General features: G+C 38.9%; 13 protein-coding genes. 11 read left to right on the top strand and 2 right to left on the bottom strand.

What is annotated here, in order from left to right; genetic code table 11:
* Positions 1-74 precede the first annotated feature (74 nt).
* Positions 75-491: a VOC family protein gene (locus QMA08_RS19370; protein ID WP_290175267.1), complete on the top strand. Its 417-nt coding sequence runs from the start codon at positions 75-77 to the stop codon at positions 489-491.
* A gap of 178 nt (positions 492-669) precedes the next feature.
* On the opposite strand, the gene QMA08_RS19365 is transcribed toward QMA08_RS19370, so the two are convergent.
* Both QMA08_RS19365 and QMA08_RS19360 read right to left on the bottom strand, forming a co-directional pair.
* On the bottom strand, positions 670-1,911 hold the full coding sequence (locus QMA08_RS19365; RefSeq protein ID WP_290175266.1) for a type II toxin-antitoxin system HipA family toxin: 1,242 nt from the start codon (positions 1,909-1,911) through the stop codon (positions 670-672).
* Complete coding sequence (locus QMA08_RS19360; protein WP_290175265.1) at positions 1,904-2,179, bottom strand: helix-turn-helix transcriptional regulator; 276 nt, start codon at positions 2,177-2,179, stop codon at positions 1,904-1,906. Before QMA08_RS19360 ends, QMA08_RS19365 begins: the two co-directional genes overlap by 8 nt.
* Before the next feature lie 617 nt (positions 2,180-2,796).
* Between QMA08_RS19360 and QMA08_RS19355 the strand changes: the two genes are divergently transcribed.
* The 10 genes from QMA08_RS19355 to QMA08_RS19310 all read left to right on the top strand — a co-directional run bounded on the left by QMA08_RS19355 (position 2,797) and on the right by QMA08_RS19310 (position 20,138).
* Positions 2,797-3,435 carry an RpiB/LacA/LacB family sugar-phosphate isomerase gene (locus tag QMA08_RS19355; RefSeq protein ID WP_290175264.1) on the top strand — a complete coding sequence of 213 codons (639 nt, stop codon included), beginning with the start codon at positions 2,797-2,799 and terminating at the stop codon, positions 3,433-3,435.
* Between the two features lie 430 nt (positions 3,436-3,865).
* Positions 3,866-4,798: a hypothetical protein gene (locus QMA08_RS19350; protein WP_290175263.1), complete on the top strand. Its 933-nt coding sequence runs from the start codon at positions 3,866-3,868 to the stop codon at positions 4,796-4,798.
* Positions 4,799-4,816: 18 nt separating this feature from the next.
* Entirely contained in the window at positions 4,817-5,995 is a 1,179-nt protein-coding gene (locus tag QMA08_RS19345; protein ID WP_290175262.1) for a hypothetical protein, read from the top strand.
* Positions 5,996-6,089: 94 nt separating this feature from the next.
* Entirely contained in the window at positions 6,090-7,850 is a 1,761-nt protein-coding gene (locus QMA08_RS19340; protein WP_290175261.1) for a sulfatase, read from the top strand.
* A gap of 18 nt (positions 7,851-7,868) precedes the next feature.
* Positions 7,869-9,980: a multiheme c-type cytochrome gene (locus QMA08_RS19335; protein WP_290175260.1), complete on the top strand. Its 2,112-nt coding sequence runs from the start codon at positions 7,869-7,871 to the stop codon at positions 9,978-9,980.
* A gap of 386 nt (positions 9,981-10,366) precedes the next feature.
* Positions 10,367-13,534 carry a BNR-4 repeat-containing protein gene (locus QMA08_RS19330; RefSeq protein ID WP_290175259.1) on the top strand — a complete coding sequence of 1,056 codons (3,168 nt, stop codon included), beginning with the start codon at positions 10,367-10,369 and terminating at the stop codon, positions 13,532-13,534.
* 135 nt (positions 13,535-13,669) lie between these two features.
* Complete coding sequence (locus tag QMA08_RS19325; protein ID WP_290175258.1) at positions 13,670-14,368, top strand: DUF1080 domain-containing protein; 699 nt, start codon at positions 13,670-13,672, stop codon at positions 14,366-14,368.
* A 15-nt stretch (positions 14,369-14,383) separates the two neighbouring features.
* A complete protein-coding gene (locus QMA08_RS19320; RefSeq protein WP_290175257.1) occupies positions 14,384-16,090 on the top strand; it encodes a GMC family oxidoreductase in 1,707 nt (568 codons plus the stop codon).
* Between the two features lie 10 nt (positions 16,091-16,100).
* Positions 16,101-16,673, top strand: a complete 573-nt coding sequence (locus tag QMA08_RS19315; RefSeq protein WP_290175256.1) for a gluconate 2-dehydrogenase subunit 3 family protein — start codon at positions 16,101-16,103, stop codon at positions 16,671-16,673.
* A 357-nt stretch (positions 16,674-17,030) separates the two neighbouring features.
* Positions 17,031-20,138 carry a TonB-dependent receptor gene (locus QMA08_RS19310; protein ID WP_290175255.1) on the top strand — a complete coding sequence of 1,036 codons (3,108 nt, stop codon included), beginning with the start codon at positions 17,031-17,033 and terminating at the stop codon, positions 20,136-20,138.
* Positions 20,139-20,481: the final 343 nt, after the last annotated feature.

Here is a 20,481-nt window from a genome sequence, read left to right as displayed (position 1 = left end):
AACAATTCTTAACCCTCGAATAGGGTTGCTGGAAACCTGAAAAACTTAAAAATTAGAATATAAGGTGAATTAAAGTGAGTAACTGCTTTCATTATGCTTTTAAAGTTAAAGATATTGCTAGTACAAAAGACTTCTACATAAAAGTATTAGGGTGTCCAAAGGGAAGGTCGACTGATAGCTGGGTTGATTTTGATTTGTATGGAAATCAATTATCTGCACATGTGGGTGTTGTAGATAAAGAGCTCGACTATTGTGGAAAAGTTGACGGAGTATCGGTGCCAATTCCACATTTTGGTTGCATACTTACTTCAGCTCAATTTGATGAGCTGGCAGAAAGGCTGGAGAAAGCAAAGGTGAAGTTCATTATAAAACCTCAAATTAGATATGAGGGCAAAAGCGGTCAGCAAAAAACAATGTTTGTGCTCGATTATAGTGGAAACCCTTTAGAGTTTAAGTCATTTGAGAGTGATGACGAGCTATTTAAGTCTTGAGCCTAATATCTGAGTGGTATTTTCGGACAGTTTTGTCGTGATAGTTGTTTGGAATACATATAATCACCTATATCGATGATTATAATTTTAAAGTTATTGAAGTGTAGGGATAAAATTAATCATTCCACACTGTGGAATGATTAAATGCGACTGACTCAGTTGCATAGGTCAGACAAAATTAAACTTGCAGCGCTTTATATTTTTTTACCATATCCTGATCAATCTCCTTGATTAGATTAGGTGACAAGCCTAGATGTTTGGCTTCATGGCTAAACGAACGTAATGTTTCAAATATTTCTTCAGCCATAAGCAAAATTGCTTTCTTTGAAGATAACCCCGACTGAGCCGCTAACTGATCAAGTGCGCTCTTGGGTGTTTGGCCATTACCACCAAATGCTGTCATATGCTCTTTGTAAGGATTAGGACTGTAAACAATGTCGTAGAAAGGCGATAACGTCCAGTTATCGGCGTCACTGGCGAGAAAGCTGAAGTTCTTGGAGTGATCATCTTGGTTAACAGTCAGGTAATTAAACAAGCAGCGCTTAATGAGCTTCTGAGACTCAGTGACACTGCACATGATGCGCGTAGCTTTAACTAAATCAATATAATCCAAAGAAGGCTCTCGAAACGGTGCATCTAACAACCCACACGCAGAAATCATATGGACTCGACCGCCTTGCTCGGTGCAATCGAATCGTTCCTGCTCTAGCCAAAATCGTCCATTACCCGTATCAATCAAATTAAAATCAGGAACCTCAATGCCGACATTACGGGCCATCTGCATGTAGCAATATTCGACTAATGATTCAGAATGCTTCAAGTCAAACTTTTCAGACGTCAGCTTAACGATAAGCTTTGTACCTGGCGCGTCATCTAATGTTGAATATTCCCCATTTGATAAACGTGTTATGTTCATTTTGGGCCTAGCACCACCCGAACCACCAGTATTCATTAAGTGCTCAAGCAGAGCTGACTCGGTGCCTTCAAACTCTTCAATCGCAGCGCGGCCAAGGGTAATGATATCAATTGACTCCTTGGACTCATCAAGTAAATCTAATTCTGGCTCATAGCTCAACGCACCCATGCATCTGTCACCTAGATAAGCCAAACGCTCTAACGCGGTCACTTCCTTTGGATTATGGTTGTTCTGTCTAAATACACGATCCATGAGATAAAGACCCCAACCATCTGGGAGACTATCCCCAAAAACCCCATGAATGCCGTAATGTGGCTCTCTAGGCGCAGCTTGAAGGCTTGTATCTGCCTTTAAATTAAATGGAGCTAGAGAGGTTGGGTGAGCACCTAAATAATCCTCATCAAATTGAAAAAAGCTTTGCTTTCTATTTTCAACGAGCTTGCCAACAAGTACTTTTTCACCTGTGCTAAGCGTTCGTTTTACGGTTAGGGCTGATTCAAGCATGTTTGAGCACATCCTCTACTGATTTAAATACAGGCTCAGACGACTTTGTCAGGTTTTTCACTTTTTTCAAGTCACCGACTGTTTCATAAAGCATGAGGAACTGACGCAATGAGATGTTGCCAGATGATTCAAACTTGCGGATTGTCGCGTAAGGTACACCAGAGAGATCAGCCAGCTTTTGAACACTGAGTTTATCCTTTTTTCGAGCTGATTTGATAAACTCTTTGAGATCCATCTGCAAGTCATAAGCGGTATAAAGGGATAACATACAGTCCTCTAAAAATTGCTATTATCTTATCGATTATAGCACAAATATTGATTTTATTGCTATCACTGTAGCAGATTGGTTTGTAGCTGGTGTTGTTTTATAGCATAAATGATAGTGCTATAATTTATGCTACAATGATAGCATTTTGGAGACGTTTTAATTTTTATTTGCTATCATGGTGACAGATCTAAAGGCTGATGCCTTTCTGGTATACAAGCTAGTAATTTAACATTGGGCTAAGTTGAAATGTCGGCTTAAAAAGTTCGCGGGTGTTCCTCACTTGTTATTCAATATCCGGAATTAGTTGACCACAATATTTGCATACAACCTGAATAACAAAGTTGGTATCTTTTGGTTTGTTGAAAACACATTATTTAGATAAAAAATTATTTAAGCAGCATATTTTGAATGACATAAAAGCTAATTTTTCTTTAGCGAACACAAGCATTAAGTGTTTTACAGATCCTCATTACAATTGCTTCTATAGCTTCAAGAAATAAGGGTTTAAAAAAGATAAATGCTTTAATGAGCTTTTCTTCGTCCTTTATATGTTAATTTCTTTAGAAACTAATGATACACTTAAAATCATATTCACTCACAAAGGTGTAAAACCAGTCATGAAAATAGCATTAATGTTTGAAAATAGCCAAGCGGCTAAAAATCCAATTATTTTAAACGAACTTGAAAGTGTTGCCTTACCGTTAGAGCACAGTGTGTTTAACGTGGGTATGAATAGCGAAAGCGATCATCACCTAACATATGTTCATTTAGGTATTATGGCGGGCATTTTACTTAACGCTAAAGCTGTTGACTTTGTATTCGCGGGCTGTGGTACAGGCCAAGGTGCAATGATGTCGTTGAACGCTCACGACGGTGTGTTTTGTGGCTATTGTATTGACCCTTCTGATGCCTTTTTGTTTAATCAAGTTAATAACGGTAACGCGTTAGCACTGCCGTTTGCTAAAGGGTTTGGTTGGGGCGCTGAATTAAATGCGCGTTATATCTTTGAAAAAGCACTGACTGGTGAGCGCGGTGCTGGTTACCCTGTTGAGCGCAGAGAGCCGCAGGTTCAAAATGCCTCAATTCTAACGCAAGTGAAGTCAGCTTTAGTGAATCGCAGCTATGTTGATTCATTGAAGAACCTTGATCAAGAACTGGTTAAAACCGCAGTATCTGGTGAGCGGTTCCAAGCGTGTTTATTTGAGAATGGCCAAGACCAAGACCTAATTGATTACGTTAAGTCTTTATTAGCTTAATAACCGGTTGGCATTTAATTGCTGACGGTAAATAATGGCCCTTGAGTTGGTACTAACTTAAGGGCTATTTTTATTTACAGCGCTTTTGATCACTTATCAAGTCTTTACTGATTTCAGCTGGTGGTATGTCTTTGCTTCATTGGCAATTACTTTCTTTATCGAATCACTTTATAACACCTGCATATTCTCCCCACCTTTTTGTTGTTAAATCAAAATCACTTGCCTCAAGCTTCTTAGTCTGCATTACGCAGTTATTTTCATTGGGCAATTTGGGCTTAAGGGAGCTGTCTAGTTAAGGTTGTGCTCAAAATATAAGCATTAACAGTTTGTCAACTTGCTGTCATTCAATTACAATCATATTTACTCAATTTAGGTCAATAAAAATAGCTGTTACAAATTACCGACTTTTATCAAAATAGAGAAATAAACAATGAGAAAACTATTAATCCCTTGCATTATTTTAAGCACTTTTTTAAGCGTAGCATGTAGTCATAACGCAACACTTTTGGAGGGGAAAGAAAAAGTAGATTCTTCAAAGCAAACGATAAAAGGCAAATTTGAAGCACTGAACCCTCCTAAAGGCCGCTTGGCCATAGTAATAGATGGTAACTCTCCTGATCCAGATGATATTGGTGCAACACCTGTCATGTTGGCGCTTTTACAAGATACGGGCTTATCTAGCCGACTCGTTCATTTATCTCACTCTTGTGATTTAGACCCTTTTAGAAACAAAGCTCGATATCAAATTGATGCCGAAAATGAAATGCGTCGACAAAATAAACTAGACGAACTAAGTCGCAGAGGTATTGATTTATTTGGACCATTTAATCATTTACGTGATTTTTATAACTGCAGGGTTGATCAAGTAGGGGCAACACAAGACTTAGTTGATGCAATCAACGCATCGTCTATTGAGAATCCGCTTTGGATAATTGAAGCGGGCGAACCTGATCTTATAGGATATGCGTTGGAAGCTGCACAAAAAAGTAAGGTGCAACATGTTCATGTTGTTTCGCATCACCCTGCAAATGATAACAGTGGTGACTTTTTCACTTGGCAGCAAATTTTAGACTTTGGTGTGAAAGAACACCAAATAGGAGATCAAAACGTTGGACTCCAAGGGCCTATAGCTGATTGGGATTGGGCCAAAAATCATCCAGACAGTGGTATAGCCTTTATTTGGGAAATGATGGCCTATGCTGAGAAGGACGGTGTTGTGCCATTTCAGTCTAATAAATTTGATTGCTCGGATGCAGGAATGATTTATTGGTGGATAACAGGTGCTGACAATGGCGGCAATAAACATTCAACGCCAAAAGAAATAAAAGAAGTATTACTGTTAGATACGATTAGTAAAAGCTAAAGCATGGGACTCTCAAACATGAAATCTAAGCTTTTTAATTTACCAATAGTAATCGCTAGTTTTGCAGCGTCAGCCACAAATATTAATGCGGGGCCGTTTTATCATGAAGATTCAGGCTTCGTGGTGATTGAAGCAGAAAATTTTTCAGCCCAACACCTAGATGATAAGAGGCGATGGCTGGTGTTTTCAAAAAATACAGCTACTCATAATTTTGCTGATGCAGACCAAGCTCATTATCATGATGCAAGTAACGGGGCTTATATTGAAGTACTCCCTGATACCCGTAGCAATCATCATGAACCGCTAGTTAGAAACGATAACTTCACAAACAATGCCGGCACAATGGCAGTGCTTAGTTATCCGGTTTATTTTGAAACACCAGGAAGATATTACGCTTGGGCAAGAGCATACAGTACTGGAAGTGAAGATAATGGTGTGCATTTAGGCATAAATGGGCAATGGCCAGCATCATCGCAGCGCTTGCAATTATGTGAGGGTAAACATGCTTGGACATGGTCTTCTGCACAGCGGGTAAACACCAACCATTGCGGTACTCCCAATACCATTTATATTGATATACCCCATAAAGGTGTTCACACCATTATGGTATCAATGCGTGAAGATGGTTTTGAGCTCGACAAACTGCTCTTAACTAAAGACAAGAGCTATATACCTGCGGACAAAGATAAATCAGAAACATTCAATAATCCCAAGCCACTACAAGAAAAAACACAACTGTTTAAGATATCGGATTACTCGCGGATTTTACACGCCATAGATGACTTCACGATCGAAAATACGGGTGAAATTCCCTATTACCAGCATAAAGCAGAGAATGCTCTTGCTATAAATGCAGTGAAAACTGCCTACAGAAATAAATTTGCGCACGCAGAATATAACGTACAGGCCAAAGAGGTGGGCAATTATACCCTGAAGCTGGTTACACTTACTGAAATTGACGGAGAGTCGACATATATTGTTTCAATAAACAATAAAGAAATTGGTCGATTTACCAATCCAGAAACAACCACTGATTACCAAGAAATATACTTCAATATGCAGGACGTTGAATTAACTAAAGGCGACATTATACGAGTTTCATCTAAAGCAGTTACAAATGGAAAGGTTCCTGAAAACGGAGGCACCGCATTTGCCAGAGGCAGGTGGCGTGCACTAGTACTTAGCAAAAATGATTGATGAATTGTCTCGGGCAGCAGTGAGTCAGGGGTAAATAGTTTGCTCGTAATCATTAATAGCTAACCGTATAAAAAATAATGTAAAGAGGTAGCAAGTGAATTGTAAAAAATTAAGTTACAGGCAGCTTTTTGTGTGGGTTTTATTATTTTTCGTCAGTGGGTTGCATGCAGTAGAAGGTCGTACTGTAAAAAATGATGTGTCTGAAAAGCCCAACATTTTATGGTTAGTGCTGGAAGACATGAGCCCAATCATTGAACCGTACGGTGATAAAACAATAAAGACGCCAACGATCACGCAACTAGCAAATGAAGGTGTTACATATACAAATGTGTATTCAACTTCTGGTGTATGTGCACCAAGCCGTGCTGCTATTGCTATGGGGATGTACCCTTCATCATTTGGCGCAAATAATATGCGTACAACGTCAAATACAGAGGAAACCGGCTTACCAAAATATGAAGCAATTCCGCCTGTAAATGCAAAAATGCTCAGTCAGTATCTTCGCGAAGCAGGATATTACACAACAAATAATTTAAAAACAGATTACCAATTTAAAGCGCCCAAAGCTGCATGGGACGAAAGCGGGCCTTATGCGCATTGGCGTAATCGAAAACCCGGGCAGCCCTTCTATGCGGTTGTTAATTTTACTACAACACACGAGTCAGGATTGTTCGAACCATATGGTTTTAGAAAAATAGAGTCCAGGCATTACTTTTCTGACGATAGAAAGAAGATAGCAAAACTGCCGCAGCATCATGCTGTTAAGTCATCAGAAGCTGAGACACCTGTTCACGTAGCTAAAGATATTGATTTCCCTATTCCGCCTTATTTACCAGATACGCCTCTCGTAAGGCGTGACTTTTGGAAAATGTATAATAATTTAGCTGAAACTGATAAACAGATTGCTGCGGTATTACAGCAATTGAAAGATGATGGTTTATACGATAATACAATTATTATGTTCTATTCAGATCATGGTGGCCCCTTACCACGACAAAAACGATTAGTGTACGACAGTGGCCTCAAGGTGCCTTTTATAATTCGTTATCCCAATGCTAAAAACGCAGGAGAAAAAGATGATCAACTTGTCAGTTTTGTTGATTTTGCGCCAACACTTTTGAACTTAGCTAGTATAGATAAACCTACACACATGCAAGGTAGAAACTTTTTAGGCAAACAACAAACTGCCAAACGAGAGTATATTCATGCTGCGGCGGATAGATTTGATGGCTTTACAGATGTTATTCGTGCCGTAAGAAATGAACGTTTCAAATACATTCGAAACTACCGACCAGAGCAAAGCTATTATTTGCCAGTGGCTTATCGTGAAAAAATACCTACCATGCAAGAGCTATTGCGTTTACGAGATGCAGATCAACTTACACCGGCACAAGCTTTATGGTTTAGAGATAAAAAAGACCCTGAAGAATTATTTGATTTAAACAATGACCCCCATGAGCTAAATAATATTATTACCGACCCTAGCTATAAAGAAGTGGTTTCTGAGCTTAGTGATGAAATGGACCGTTGGTTAAATGAAATAAACGATGATCCAAGCCTTCCTGAAGCTCAACTTATTCAAAAACTCTGGGCAGGAAGTGAGTTACAGCCAGAAACCGCAAAGCCACAATTTAAATTTAGTAATGGCATAATGCATTTAAGTAGTCCAACGCCTGGTGCGGTGATTTCTTATCAATTAAGCAACACCAATACACCTGAGCTTTGGCAATTATACAAAGGACCTTTTAAATTGGAGCGAGCAAAATCTGTGAAAGCCGTTGCTCATAGAATAGGTTTTAGCGAAAGCGAGAGTGCTATATACGATTATGACCCAATTATTAACTCACATCATTAGTGTTTTAAGTAGAAAAAAATGATAAAAATACTCAAGATTATAGTAGTTGTAACGCTTTTGATGGGCAGCTTTTTTTCTATTGCTAATGAGGAGTGTTCTTCATGTCATAGCAAGGAGGTGTCTGATTGGCAGCAGTCTCATCATGCCAATGCAATGGCCAAAGCAACAACAGACAAAGTACTAGGTGATTTTAACAACGTAACAGTTGAACACTTTTCTCAAAAAGCATTGTTTTACACTAAAGGTAATGAGTTTTTAATCGATTTAACTGAGAATAATACAAAGCAGACTTATAAAGTAAGCTATGTATTTGGTTTTACCCCACTTCAGCAATATCTTATTGAAGTAGAGCAGGGGAAATACCAAGTTTTCCCTTTTGCTTGGGATAGCCGCGATGCTAAAGAAGGTGGGCAGCGCTGGTACGCAAATTATGAAAGTGAAGATGTAAAGCCTAATGATCGCTTACATTGGTTACAGCCCTTACAAAATTGGAACGGGATGTGTGCAGATTGCCATTCTGATAATTTAGAGCGTAATTATGATGTAGAAAAAGATGTGTTTGATACGCACTTTTCAAATATAAATGTGGGATGTGCTTCTTGCCATGCTGACCTATCAAAAGATCACAAAACTAACCCGTTACCAAAAATAAATAAGGTGAAACCGACCAATATGTCTGGTTGGAAAATAACAGGGAATAACAACATTGCTACTTGGCACGGTGAAGAGCGTGATAACAGCTTTATGGAAACCTGTTATGCCTGTCATTCATTGCGAAGCCCGTTAACTGATGGTTTTAGTAGTGATAAGCATTTTTTAGATCAATTCAGCCCCTCTTTCTTAGAGCCAAATTTGTATCATGCTGATGGCCAAATTAAAGAAGAGGTATATGTATTTGGCTCTTTTAAGCAAAGTAAAATGTATGAAGCCGGTGTAAATTGCCTGGATTGTCATGACAAACACACGATGAAAATTAAATCACAAACGAATGGCCTTTGCCTTCAATGCCATAAAAGTAGTGAATATGATGTGCCCAAGCACCATCGGCATAAGCAAGCGTCGCAAGGTAGCCAATGTGTAAATTGTCATATGCCTACTAATAGGTATATGGGGGTAGATGATAGAAGAGATCATAGTTTTAAAATCCCGCGCCCTGATATTTCTATCATTTATGATACGCCCAATGCGTGTACTCAGTGTCACGATGATAAAACAAATGAATGGGCTAACACTGCGCTAGAAAGCTGGCATGGCAAGGCCGCTCCGTTGTCTAACAAAGAGCATGCAATGTTAGCACTTCGATCGGCCAATAGTGTGCCGTTAAATATTCACCTTGGATTGATTAATGATACTTCATTGAGTGAAATTGATAGAGCAAGTGCAATTACTTATTTGGCAAGCACTGGTTCAGTAATAGATGATGCAATTATATCTAGGTGGGTAAACTCGCCACTGCCACTTATACGATTAGCGATTGCTAAAATAGGCTATATGCTGCCTGAAAGTGAGCGTTTTAAAAGTTACAGCAAGTTGTTAACAGATAAATTTAAGGCGGTTAGGGTTGCCGCCGCACAAAATCTGAGTTATCAAAATAATCCATCGAGCGAGCTCAGTGAGGCTATTGTTGAGCTGGCACAGTCCAATAAAGTTAACTCTTGGCGTGGAGAAGGTCATATTAATCAAAGTATGCTCGCATTAAATAAGCGAGATGTTACATCGGCAATTAGGTATTTAAAAAAAGGTATTGATGTAGACCCATATTTTGATCCTAACTATGTAAATTTGTCTGATATTTATTTTCGTCAAGGGAATCAAGAAAAAATGCAGGCTTTGCTTGATCAAGGGTTGGCTGCAATACCTAATTCTGCTGCATTAAATTATGCAAATGGAATGGCAAAAATAAGAAGTAATAAAAAAGTTGAAGCAATAGAGTATTTTAAAAAATCGATGGAGCTTGAACCTAACAATGTGCAATACGCATATTTATATTACTTAGCCTTAGATAATGCTGGTTTAACTGCCAAAGCGCTTAATGAGTTAAAACAAAATCTAAAAAAATATAGTAACGCCCGCCAACTTATGGAGCTTGCAAATAGTTTTGAAGGTAAGCTAAGAGAAATAGGCCCTTAGATATCTTTAGAAATGCAAAATCTATTTACGTAAAATTTTACTAAATGCGGGTAACATCGAATAGTTACAGTGGTATGGGTAGGTATTGCCTACCTACCTTTTTAAATAATACCTAAATTACTCTTATACACATAAAGCAGTGCTGTTTACGTACATTATCAGTCCTCGTTAGCTTCCCTTCTTTTAATAGATTTTTATATTAGACTGATGTCCTTTTTTGATTGATGTTGATTTATATTGATCGCTTTTGCTTTTTTGTTATAGTTTTATTAACGAAAGTAAAATAGTAAAGGCGTCTCTATAAGTTAAATCTAAATATTTCAAAACAGTTTACACAATTGAATCCACACAATTCATTTAGACAACATCGATAAACAGAGAGCAATATGAAAAAACACACAATAAAAGCGAAACACACGCTTTCATCTCTGCTTTTGTTAACTTCTGCATTTTATGCTGCCTCAGGGCACGCAAGAGTTGAATTAGAGCAACAAGTTAAAATTTCAGACACTGGTTTGCACTTTGATGGACAAGACCTAGATTTTAGCAATGTGGCTAGCCCAAGCACTGGTGCCGAATACGACTTCTTTTTTGGTCGAAACATCTCGGCACATGGTGATGCTGTTAAAGCATATAAACATTTTGTATTTATGACTTGGTATAAAGGTGGCAAGGAAGAGCGTAACGTTATGTTGAGCCGTTACAACACATTAACTGGAACTTTGGCTACCATTGAATTTCCACATCGTCATACAGGTTTTAGGGGGGACCCTTTAGTTGGGGAGTCACATAACACAATTGGCTTAGCAGTGAGCCCTATCGATGGCACTATTCATATGGTTTACGATATGCACGCCTACGACGATAATAATCATGGCGGTAAGTTTAAGGATGATTTTTTTCGCTATTCTTTTAGCGAAACAGGAGTTGCTGACTTACCTGATGAGCAGTTTACTCTCGATAAGTTTGTTAAAGACACCAGCAGTGTCAACCAAGGGGCTAATGACTACAAACACTTAACCATGACAGGCAACCTAGCCGATAAAGCAAATTTTGCGCGTTTAACTTACCCTAAATTTTTTACAAACACAGATGGTACATTACTTCTATACATGCGCTTAGGTGGAAATAACAACGGTGCTTATGTGTTCAACCGTTACGATGCACAAGCTAAAAAATGGTCAAGCTTTACAAAATTTAATCACAATAACCAGAAAAGTTATGGAAATGCTTATAACTGGGGCCTCTATGGCAACATGAAGTATGTTAATGGCAAACTTCGAGTGGGTTATCAGCAGCGTAGTAACGACAATAATGATAGATATAAGTATCAAAATGGTGTTTTTTACGCCTATTCAGACCACCCCGATGGTATAGGTGAATGGAAAAACCATCAAGGTGAGCCAATGACTTGGCCTCTGGTAAATTCTGATGAAATCAAAGTATTAGAACCGGGTGATTATATAGATCATCAAGAAGCTAATTCAGTTTATATTGTAGGTAGCTTTGATTGGACAGTAACCAAAAAAGGAGACGTGCATTTTATTAGTAAAGTTCGCTCAACTGATAGAAATCGCGCTGATTATCAAGAGGTATATTTACACTCATACAAGCCAGCTGGCGCAACAGAGTTTATTACCTCGACAGAATTTGTTGGCGCAAGTGAAATTTATACAGCCGGTGATAACGTCTATATTATTGGTTTAAATAATGGACGACCTTACGTTGAAAAGGCTCAAGGTGGGACCAATAACTTTACGCGAGTTTACGAGGCCATTGATGGGCCGGTATTTGATCATGGCACCATTTATATTAAAGACGGTAAAGTTTACTACTACTTAATGGAACGTGGGTCGGGGAGTGCATTACCACTGTATTTACAGGTAATAGATTTAGACATAGGAGGTGAAGCTAGTTCTCCTAGCGTAACGTTTCCGAAGACAAGCATTACTGTAGAGGAAGGTTATAGTGAATTATCATTTAAGGTGACTGCAGTAAGCCCAATAGCTGAACGCACAATCAACAAAGTTGATTTATACGTTAACGATACGCTTATTCGCTCAGATAGCGCAGACCCTTTTGTATGGGGACACAAAAACAAGCCACTAGAGTTATTAGGGCTAACGGCTGGAAATCATACCTTTAAAGCAGTTGCGACTGATAGCGAGGGTGATACTGGCTCATCAACAATGCAATTAGTAGTTCAATCTAACTCTCCTGCCATTAGTTTTCCTGATAACGAGCTAACTGTAAAAGAGGGCTTTGAGCAGCTTACATTTACATTACAAACATCAAGTCCTGTTGCTGATAGAACAATTGAATCTGTCACTTTATATATTAACGATAATTTAATACGTACAGATGACAAAGCCCCTTTTAACTTTGGTCACAAGTTTAAACCGCACGAAACAGGTGCTATGGGGTGGTTAGAATCCCATACGGAAAACCCGTCACCACTCGGTGCAGGTATATACACCTTCAAAGCAGTTGCCTTGGATAGTGAAGGTGCTTATAGCACTGCGACAATGACTCTTAACGTTGAAGGTGAGCCTAAACCGCCAGTGGTTTCTTTCCCTAATGAAACCATTACTGTTTTTGAAGGATACGAAAAGTTAGGTGTGACAATAGATGCTGTATCACCTGACGATCGCGATATTCAATCTGTAACTTTATATGTTAATGGTGAGTTTGTGCGTACCGACACAAAACCTGTCTGGAATTTTGGCCATTCATATGCACCTTATGAACTAGGTGCAATGGGTTGGTTAGAAAGGCACGAGCCAAATCCGTCACCTTTAGGGGTGGGAAGCCATACTATCACTGCAATTGCACGAGATACCCAAGGTTTAGAAGGGCAAGCGAGTATTACACTTATCGTAGAAGAAACACCGGCTCCAAATGTGTATTTTTTAGAACCCGAGATAGAAGTGCCAGTAGGATATGAGTCTCTAAGTGTATCGGTTCATAGTGAGTCGGCTTTAAGTAGTATTGATATAGAGCGGGTAGAGCTTTATCTAAACGGTACGTTAGTCCGTGATATTTGGCAGCCTCCTTTTACCTGGGGTAATGAAGAGTATTCCTCGGAGCTAATTGGTTTAGCTGCGGGTGAGTACATACTTAAAGCGGTAACAACGGATAGTAAAGGAAAGTCTTCAAGCGCAGAAAAGCGCTTGCTAGTAAACCCTGCCCTCGTTTTTGTATCCTCTGAGATGGAACAACACCCTGCATCTAATGTATTAGACGGTGACCTTTCTGATAGTTCAAGTTGGCGTGCGGACAAAAATGGAACTCAATCAATAGTTATTGATTTAGGAGAGTTAAAATCTATTACAGGGACCCAGCTTTGGACTGCGAACGATAAAGCAATTAAGTATCAAATTTATGTATCTGAAACGATTGATGGTCGATATAAAAAAGTAGCAAAGCATAAGGGCAGAGGCGTTAACAATCAGCCAAGTACAACTACTTTTTATAGAGAAGGGCGGTTTGTTAAATTAAAAGCAATTGGTAACTGGCCTGATATTACTGAATTTAATGTATTGTTTGAAAACTAACATCAGGTTAAGCATCGCTTTTCACTAAACGATAGGACTTTAGTGAAAAGCGATTTTCCAAAAAGTACTTTTAATGCAGGTTATTTATATCTGCTTTTAAGTATATCGCGACAAAGTGTTAGTAAGGAGAATACGTTGACTGGTATTAAATCATATTTAGCTATATTTTTTGTTTTTTCGGTTACAGCATGTACAACAACGCAAAGAGTTGATTTGCTAGACCCTCAGCTTAGCCGTTTTGATAATGTTTACTCGTTTGGGCAAGCACGCTTCATAGATGGTGAGTTGCATTTAATTTCATCTAACAATTGGTTTTTAACTACAAAGCAGCGTTACAGCAACTTTATTTTGACTGCCGATATAAAAATGCCGAATGTTGATGAGTATAGTAATTCGGGTATTATTTTTAGAGGCCAAATTGAGCAAGATAAAGACGGTAAACGCGTTGTTGGCTATCAAGCTGAAATAGACCCGAGCCCACGCCGATGGAGCGGAGGGCTATTTGATCAAGGTCGACGAAAGTGGCTGTACCCAGAACATCCTCAAAGGTCTCATAAAGATGATGACTTTATAAAAAGTCACTTACCCGTTTGGTCAGAGCAGCAAGCTGAAGTTTATAAACCGGGCGAATGGAATTCGTTGCGAATTGTTTGTGACGGCTCGTCAATAAAAATCTTTCTCAATGATGTACTTACCACCCATGTAGAAGACATTAAAGACGATGAAGGTGTAATAGGTTTTCAGCATCACGGCAGCAAATCATATAAAAGCTTAGGCCTCAGAGATAATGTAGTTAGATTTAAAAATATATTCATTGAAGAACTAAAACAATAAAATGGAGTACCCTCTATGTATGATGTGATTGTAGTTGGCTCAGGTATTACAGGTGGTTGGGCGGCAAAAGAATTCTGCGAAAAAGGGTTCAAAACCCTTGTAATAGAGCGTGGACGTAATATTCAGCATCAAGGCCCAGAATATACTGATATGCAAATGCCTTGGCAAATTGAGAACAGAAACAAAGTCCCTGAAATTCTCAGTGAGGAGGGACGGTACTCTATGATTGAGCGCAAAGGTTATTTCAAAAATGCCACTAAACAGTTTTTTATTGATGACAAAGAGCACCCTATTTCTTATCCAAAAGAAAGCCCATTTAAATGGATAAGAGGTTATCAATTAGGTGGCAGATCGTTAACGTGGGGAAGGCAATCCCTTCGATGGGGAGTGAAAGATTTTCAAGCTAATGCAAAAGATGGAAATGGTATCCCCTGGCCTATAGGCTACGATGATTTGGCACCCTGGTATGATTACGTAGAGTCATTTATTGGTGTATCTGCAAATAAAGATGGTTTAGATACGCTACCCGATGGCGTATTTCAAAAGCCGTGGGAGATGAGTTGTGCTGAAAAGTTTATAGCTGAGAACTTAAAGAAAGCTTATTCAGACAGACATTTAATTATAGGGCGTTCGGCTAATATTACAGAGCCTACTAAAGAGCAAACCGAACTAGGGCGCGGACAGTGTCAGGCTCGCTCATACTGTAATAGAGGCTGTACATTTGGTGGATATTTCAGCTCACTTTCAGCCACTTTACCTGCAGCCAAAAAAACTGGAAACTTAACAGTTTTAACAGATGCAATAGTAGAAACAGTTGATTACGATGATAAGTCAGGTAAAGCGACGGGTGTTACGGTGATTGATGCCCATACTAAAGAAAAACGTCAATATCGCTCAAAGGTTATTTTCTTATGCGCTTCAGCATTAGGCTCTGTGCAAATCCTTCTAAATTCTAAGTCTAAAACGTTCCCAAATGGTATTGCAAATTCGAGTGGTGCTGTTGGGCATTATATTATGGATCATTTTTCTGGTGTTATAGCAGATGCTAAAGTACCTGGTTTTGATGACAAATATTCAGTCGGACGCAGACCTATTGCTACCTATATTCCAAACTATCGACACGAACAAGAAAAAGGTACCGATTTTATTCGAGGATTTGGTTTTCAAGGTACAGCCCAGCACCGCAGCAATACCGGTACAACTGCAAAAAAGGTAGGTATTGGCGCTGAGGTTAAAATGAATAGTAACCAACCAGGTCCTTGGCGCTTTAGAGCAATAATGTACGGTGAGATGCTGCCAAGGTTTGAAAATCATGCGCGGTTGCATCCTACGGAAAAAGATCAATGGGGTATTCCTATATTGCATATTGATGCGCGAATAAGAGAAAACGAGCGCAAGATGATTAAGCAAGCGGCTGTAGATATTAAAGAAATACTGACTGCAGGTGGCTGCGTGGATATTAAAGTGAATGAATTTCCTGAAACAAAGCCAATTGCTGTTGGCGATCGAGTGCATGAAATGGGAGGTGCCTGTATGGGCGAAGACCCTAAAACATCCGTTTTAAATAAATGGGCACAGAGCCACGATGTTAAGAACTTGTTTGTAACTGATGGTGCCTGCATGTCGTCTTGCGCCACTCAAAACCCTTCATTGACTTATATGGCTATTACTGCTCGAGCTGTTGATTATGCAGCTAAACTATTTTTTAAAGACCGAGTGTAAAGGGGGGATTATGTCTAAAGTTAATATAAGTCGTCGTTTGTTTATCGGAGCATCAGTATATTTTGTAGCTACCCCTGTATGGGCATCTATTTTCAATACTGTAAATTCATTATCTGTTTTTTCTCAAAATGGGCGTTTCTTTACTGCAAAAGAAATGACTATTTTGAGCGATGCGGCTGAAATAATGATACCCAGAACAGATACACCAGGAGCTACTGATGCAAAGGTTATAGATGTTCTCGATGCGCTCATGAACAGTTGGGCTGGTAGTAAAACTAAGCAACAGTATAATTTTATTATTAAACAGATAGATTTAATTGCTCAATCAAGTTTTAAAGTTAATTACCAAAGTGCATCGAAAGCAGATAGAGAGCTTTTGCTCAATAAGCTTGATCAGCGTTGTTTTGCTGAACGCTCAACTGAGTTATCAAAAAGCTACCGTAAACTTAAAGAGATGATATTCCATATTTTCTACACTTCAGAAGAGGCCAATCCTAACTTTATGTTAGTTCCTGGCACCTATAAAGGAGATATTACCAAGAATAAAATGGAATTGTATAACGTCAAAAAAAGAGTTTCTTAACTTATTAAGGCCACTGTAAAAGTGGCTTTATACTTTTATTTCCGGTAATTAAAACAAGTCAAAATCAATCATCAATGATCATTTATCCCCTTTTATCTAAATCAATTGGTTTTATAATCGCCGTAAATATAGCTTATATGAATATAAGCTCAAACTATTAATAAAATACAATGCTTTAACTCATTGTTTTTATTTGATTAAGCCCTAAAAAGATTGATTTTGATTATTTTTGATTTGAAAGTGTTATTTATTGTGTTACCGTATTGTTAATTAGCAGTTTAGGTTGTTAATTTGATAAACACGCAACAGGCTTATTTGTAAAAATAGCAGACACACACAACGTATATGGGGATTACAATGTTTAATAAAGAAAATAAAAAACTCGCCTCGACTAAAATAATAGGTAGTTCGTTAGGTATAGCTTTAACTTTATTTGCACCTTCAATTTTGGCCCAAGAAGTTAAACAAGCTATAGACAATAATCAAGAGGCTCAAGCTAAAAAAACTGAAGCCGATTTTGAAGTTATACAAGTACAAGGCATTCGTGGTTCTCTAGAGAATGCGTTAAATACCAAGCGAGATGCCCCATCTATTGTTGATGCTATTTCTGCCTCAGATATTGATGCATTACCTGCGCTTGATTTAGGTGAAGCACTGCAAGCTGTACCTGGTGTGCAAATTGAACGATCTGGTGAAGGAAGGCAGTCTGAAATTAGTTTACGTGGTTTGGGTGGCGGTTTTGTCAAAACTACTTCAGCTGGACAGAGCTTTGCGACACCAAGTAGAAGTTTTAATGATGTGGGGTCAAGTAATCCATTCGCTGCATTCGAGGCGAGTGTTTTCGATGGCGTGACAGTTATTAAAGCCCCTACCGCTGATATGCAAGCTGGCGGAATAGCTGGTACTGTCGATAAGCAATTGCAGCGAGCGCTAGCAAAGCCTGATGGTAAATATAATGTAAGTGTAGGTGGGCGTTATGAAGAGTTAACCCAAAAGTGGGATGAGTCTATTAAGTTCTCTATGAGCAAACACCTTATTGAAAATGAGCTTGCAATCGCTTTTAAAGCTGCAGGTTCAGGACAGACATTCCGCCGTGACACTGCAAACTTCACAAATTATGCACCACTTATAGGTGCTGCCGACGCTGGGCTTGATAAAAACTTACGAGTAAACTCACAAACTGTTGACGTATACCGTGCAAAATACGGTATTCCTGAGAACGCCGCACTTCGCAGTCCTTCTTCACTAAGAAATGTATCAGAATATAGTGAAGGCGACCGTATTTCTTTTACGGGTAATATAGAATGGCGACCTACTAGTGATATGACCGTTGGTGCGCATTTACTTTATACTAAGCGTGATCTTGATAGTGGTACAAAACAAGATGCAGAATTTAGCGCAGGCTATAATCAAAATAAGCCGCAAAATAGCGATCGGTTTTATATGATAGAGCCAGACATGAACACGGCTCCATTTATCTACGACACTCTTGAAGATGGCACTCCAGTTTATGCTGTAAGCAAAACAGCGATTACGGATGGCGAGTATCTGTTTACAAACCGTGAAACGACTTTCTTTGAAGAGGCAAAAGGCCTATTTTTATATGGTGACTACGTTGTAGATGATTGGACCTTTAATGCCATGCTAACCCATTCTGAGTCAGAGAATAATTTTCAAAATATCGGCTTGGACTTTAGGCATACTGGCCATCACAAGGCGACAACAAAAGTTAATGGTGTAAATGTAGCTACTGTCCCTACAGGAATCGACATCCAATTAGATTCTGGTGAAGGTAATTTAGATCGTGCATTTATCGATGCAACAGGCTGGGATGATTACAATTACGACGTAGATTGGCAAAGCCCAACAGCTTTAAATGCATTATCTTTAACAACAGCGGATGCTTTAAATGATAACAGACGACTAAGCCACTACATTACCGGTAGAATAGATAACCCTATCCGCAAAATGACAAGCGGTGAATTTGATGCTAAGCGTTATGTGGACTTTGGCTTTGCGGATGTTCTAAATTTTGGTTCTATTAAGTTTGGTGCAAGATATAGCCGCGAGGTACTAGAAAACTTTGACCAACAAATAGGTGCAGCAGGTGTTAATGCAAGTGCTGTAGGAAGCTCTGCGATTAGTGACTCACTTCTTTCTGATGGACAAAGCGACTTTTTTAACGGTAACTTCCCTGGCACATTTGGTGCCAATAGCGGTTGGAGAACGTTTGATAATCTATCTCACATTGCTGATTTGACTGATGGAATAGCCGACCTTGAAGGCGGTATTAAAGCGGGTGATACAGGCCTTTATGAACGTTTTGATGGCCCTCATCCACAGCGATACGCAACTAATTTTGACGTTGAGCAGACAATAGCGGCAGCTTACGTTATGACCGATTTAAGTGGTGAGCTTGGCGATGTAATGTGGACCGGTAATGTTGGTATGCGCTATGTTCGTACTGATAACGACTTTAATGGTATTAGACGTGACCGTAGTGCCGGCGATGTTTTAGTCGACACTAAAATAAGTGACGATTACGATCACTGGTTACCATCAGTTAACTTTGCTTTTGATTTACGAGAAGATCTTGTATTACGCACAGCATATAGCAAAGGTTTTGTTCGTCCTAACCTTCGTGTAATGACGCCAACGACAGAGGTCAGAGGCAGCAATACAAGTGTTACAATTGACAAGCCAGCTAGCTTTGTGAAACCGTACGACGCAGACAACTACGATATGTCGTTAGAATGGTACAACCGTGATGGTAGTGCTATCTCTGTGGGCGTATTTTACAAAGAACTCACAGGCTTTTTTGAAGACAGAGAGAGCTGTCCAGAGGGTGATGCACTTATTATTGAAGCATTAGGTAGCGATGTGGTTCGTGAAGATAACCCAGCTACAGGTGGCTTTGTTTGTACACAGGTTGAACCATTTACTGGCGATGATGGCACAGAAAACTTCCGCTCTGTCAGAATCAATGAGAAGTTTAACGATAATGAAACCATCGAATTAACGGGTATTGAGTTAGCTATTCAGCAAAAACTAGACTTTTTACCGTACCCTTGGAATGGTTTTGGTGGCGTATTTAACTACACGTACATTGACCAAGATGGTACAGAAGAAAGTACATTATACTCTGTTGCTCCTGAGTCGTTTAATGCTATTGGTTACTATGAAAATGACGGGTTTAGCGTAAGGGTTGCATACAACTGGAAAGATGATTCAACATTGAAAGGTCAAAACTCTTTCTTGGGTGTACAGCCTCGTACACAAAAAGCAACAGGTCGTTTAGATTTAGTCACTTCATATAAATTTAATAAAAATTTCAGAGCTTATTTAAGAGGTTATAACCTTACCGATGAGCAACGTTATGAGTACTGGGGTAATAACGAAAAGGCGGTTTCGCGTGTTGATTACACTGGCCGTATTTATGAAGTGAGCTTTAGCTACAGCTTCTAAGTAAAAATTAAGTTACTTTTTAAAGCCTAACAATTTATTGTTAGGCTTTTTTCATTCTATAAGGTCATAAATGAACTAATCTAGCAATACTAAGAGATTGTTTGCTTAATAACCTAGATTAGAGGCAGAGTGTTTAGGTATGCTCAAACTGTAAAGTGCATATATATTCGATGGCTATTTTAATTTGCTTAGCCTAAGGGGTACTATCTTTTAGACTACAGTACTTTGTAACTGTGTGTATAAAACCAAGCTTAATAAAGACTAGTGTAAGCGTCTAGCAAAGTGCACCTGCCAATAGCTCATCAAACCGATTAAGCTATTTCTTAATTTCAATTAGGAGATA

This window comes from Pseudoalteromonas sp. APC 3355 (assembly GCF_030407615.1).
GTDB classification, from domain to species: Bacteria; Pseudomonadota; Gammaproteobacteria; order Enterobacterales; family Alteromonadaceae; genus Pseudoalteromonas; species Pseudoalteromonas distincta.
This window is presented reverse-complemented; position numbering and strand designations above follow the sequence as displayed.

Coding starts and splice junctions, on each gene's coding strand:
- QMA08_RS19335 (WP_290175260.1), top strand. CDS start 7,869: ATGATAAAAATACTCAAGATTATAGTAGTTGTAACGCTTTTGATGGGC.
- QMA08_RS19365 (WP_290175266.1), bottom strand. CDS start 1,911: ATGCTTGAATCAGCCCTAACCGTAAAACGAACGCTTAGCACAGGTGAA.
- QMA08_RS19350 (WP_290175263.1), top strand. CDS start 3,866: ATGAGAAAACTATTAATCCCTTGCATTATTTTAAGCACTTTTTTAAGC.
- QMA08_RS19355 (WP_290175264.1), top strand. CDS start 2,797: ATGAAAATAGCATTAATGTTTGAAAATAGCCAAGCGGCTAAAAATCCA.
- QMA08_RS19320 (WP_290175257.1), top strand. CDS start 14,384: ATGTATGATGTGATTGTAGTTGGCTCAGGTATTACAGGTGGTTGGGCG.
- QMA08_RS19310 (WP_290175255.1), top strand. CDS start 17,031: ATGTTTAATAAAGAAAATAAAAAACTCGCCTCGACTAAAATAATAGGT.
- QMA08_RS19345 (WP_290175262.1), top strand. CDS start 4,817: ATGAAATCTAAGCTTTTTAATTTACCAATAGTAATCGCTAGTTTTGCA.
- QMA08_RS19360 (WP_290175265.1), bottom strand. CDS start 2,179: ATGTTATCCCTTTATACCGCTTATGACTTGCAGATGGATCTCAAAGAG.
- QMA08_RS19330 (WP_290175259.1), top strand. CDS start 10,367: ATGAAAAAACACACAATAAAAGCGAAACACACGCTTTCATCTCTGCTT.
- QMA08_RS19315 (WP_290175256.1), top strand. CDS start 16,101: ATGTCTAAAGTTAATATAAGTCGTCGTTTGTTTATCGGAGCATCAGTA.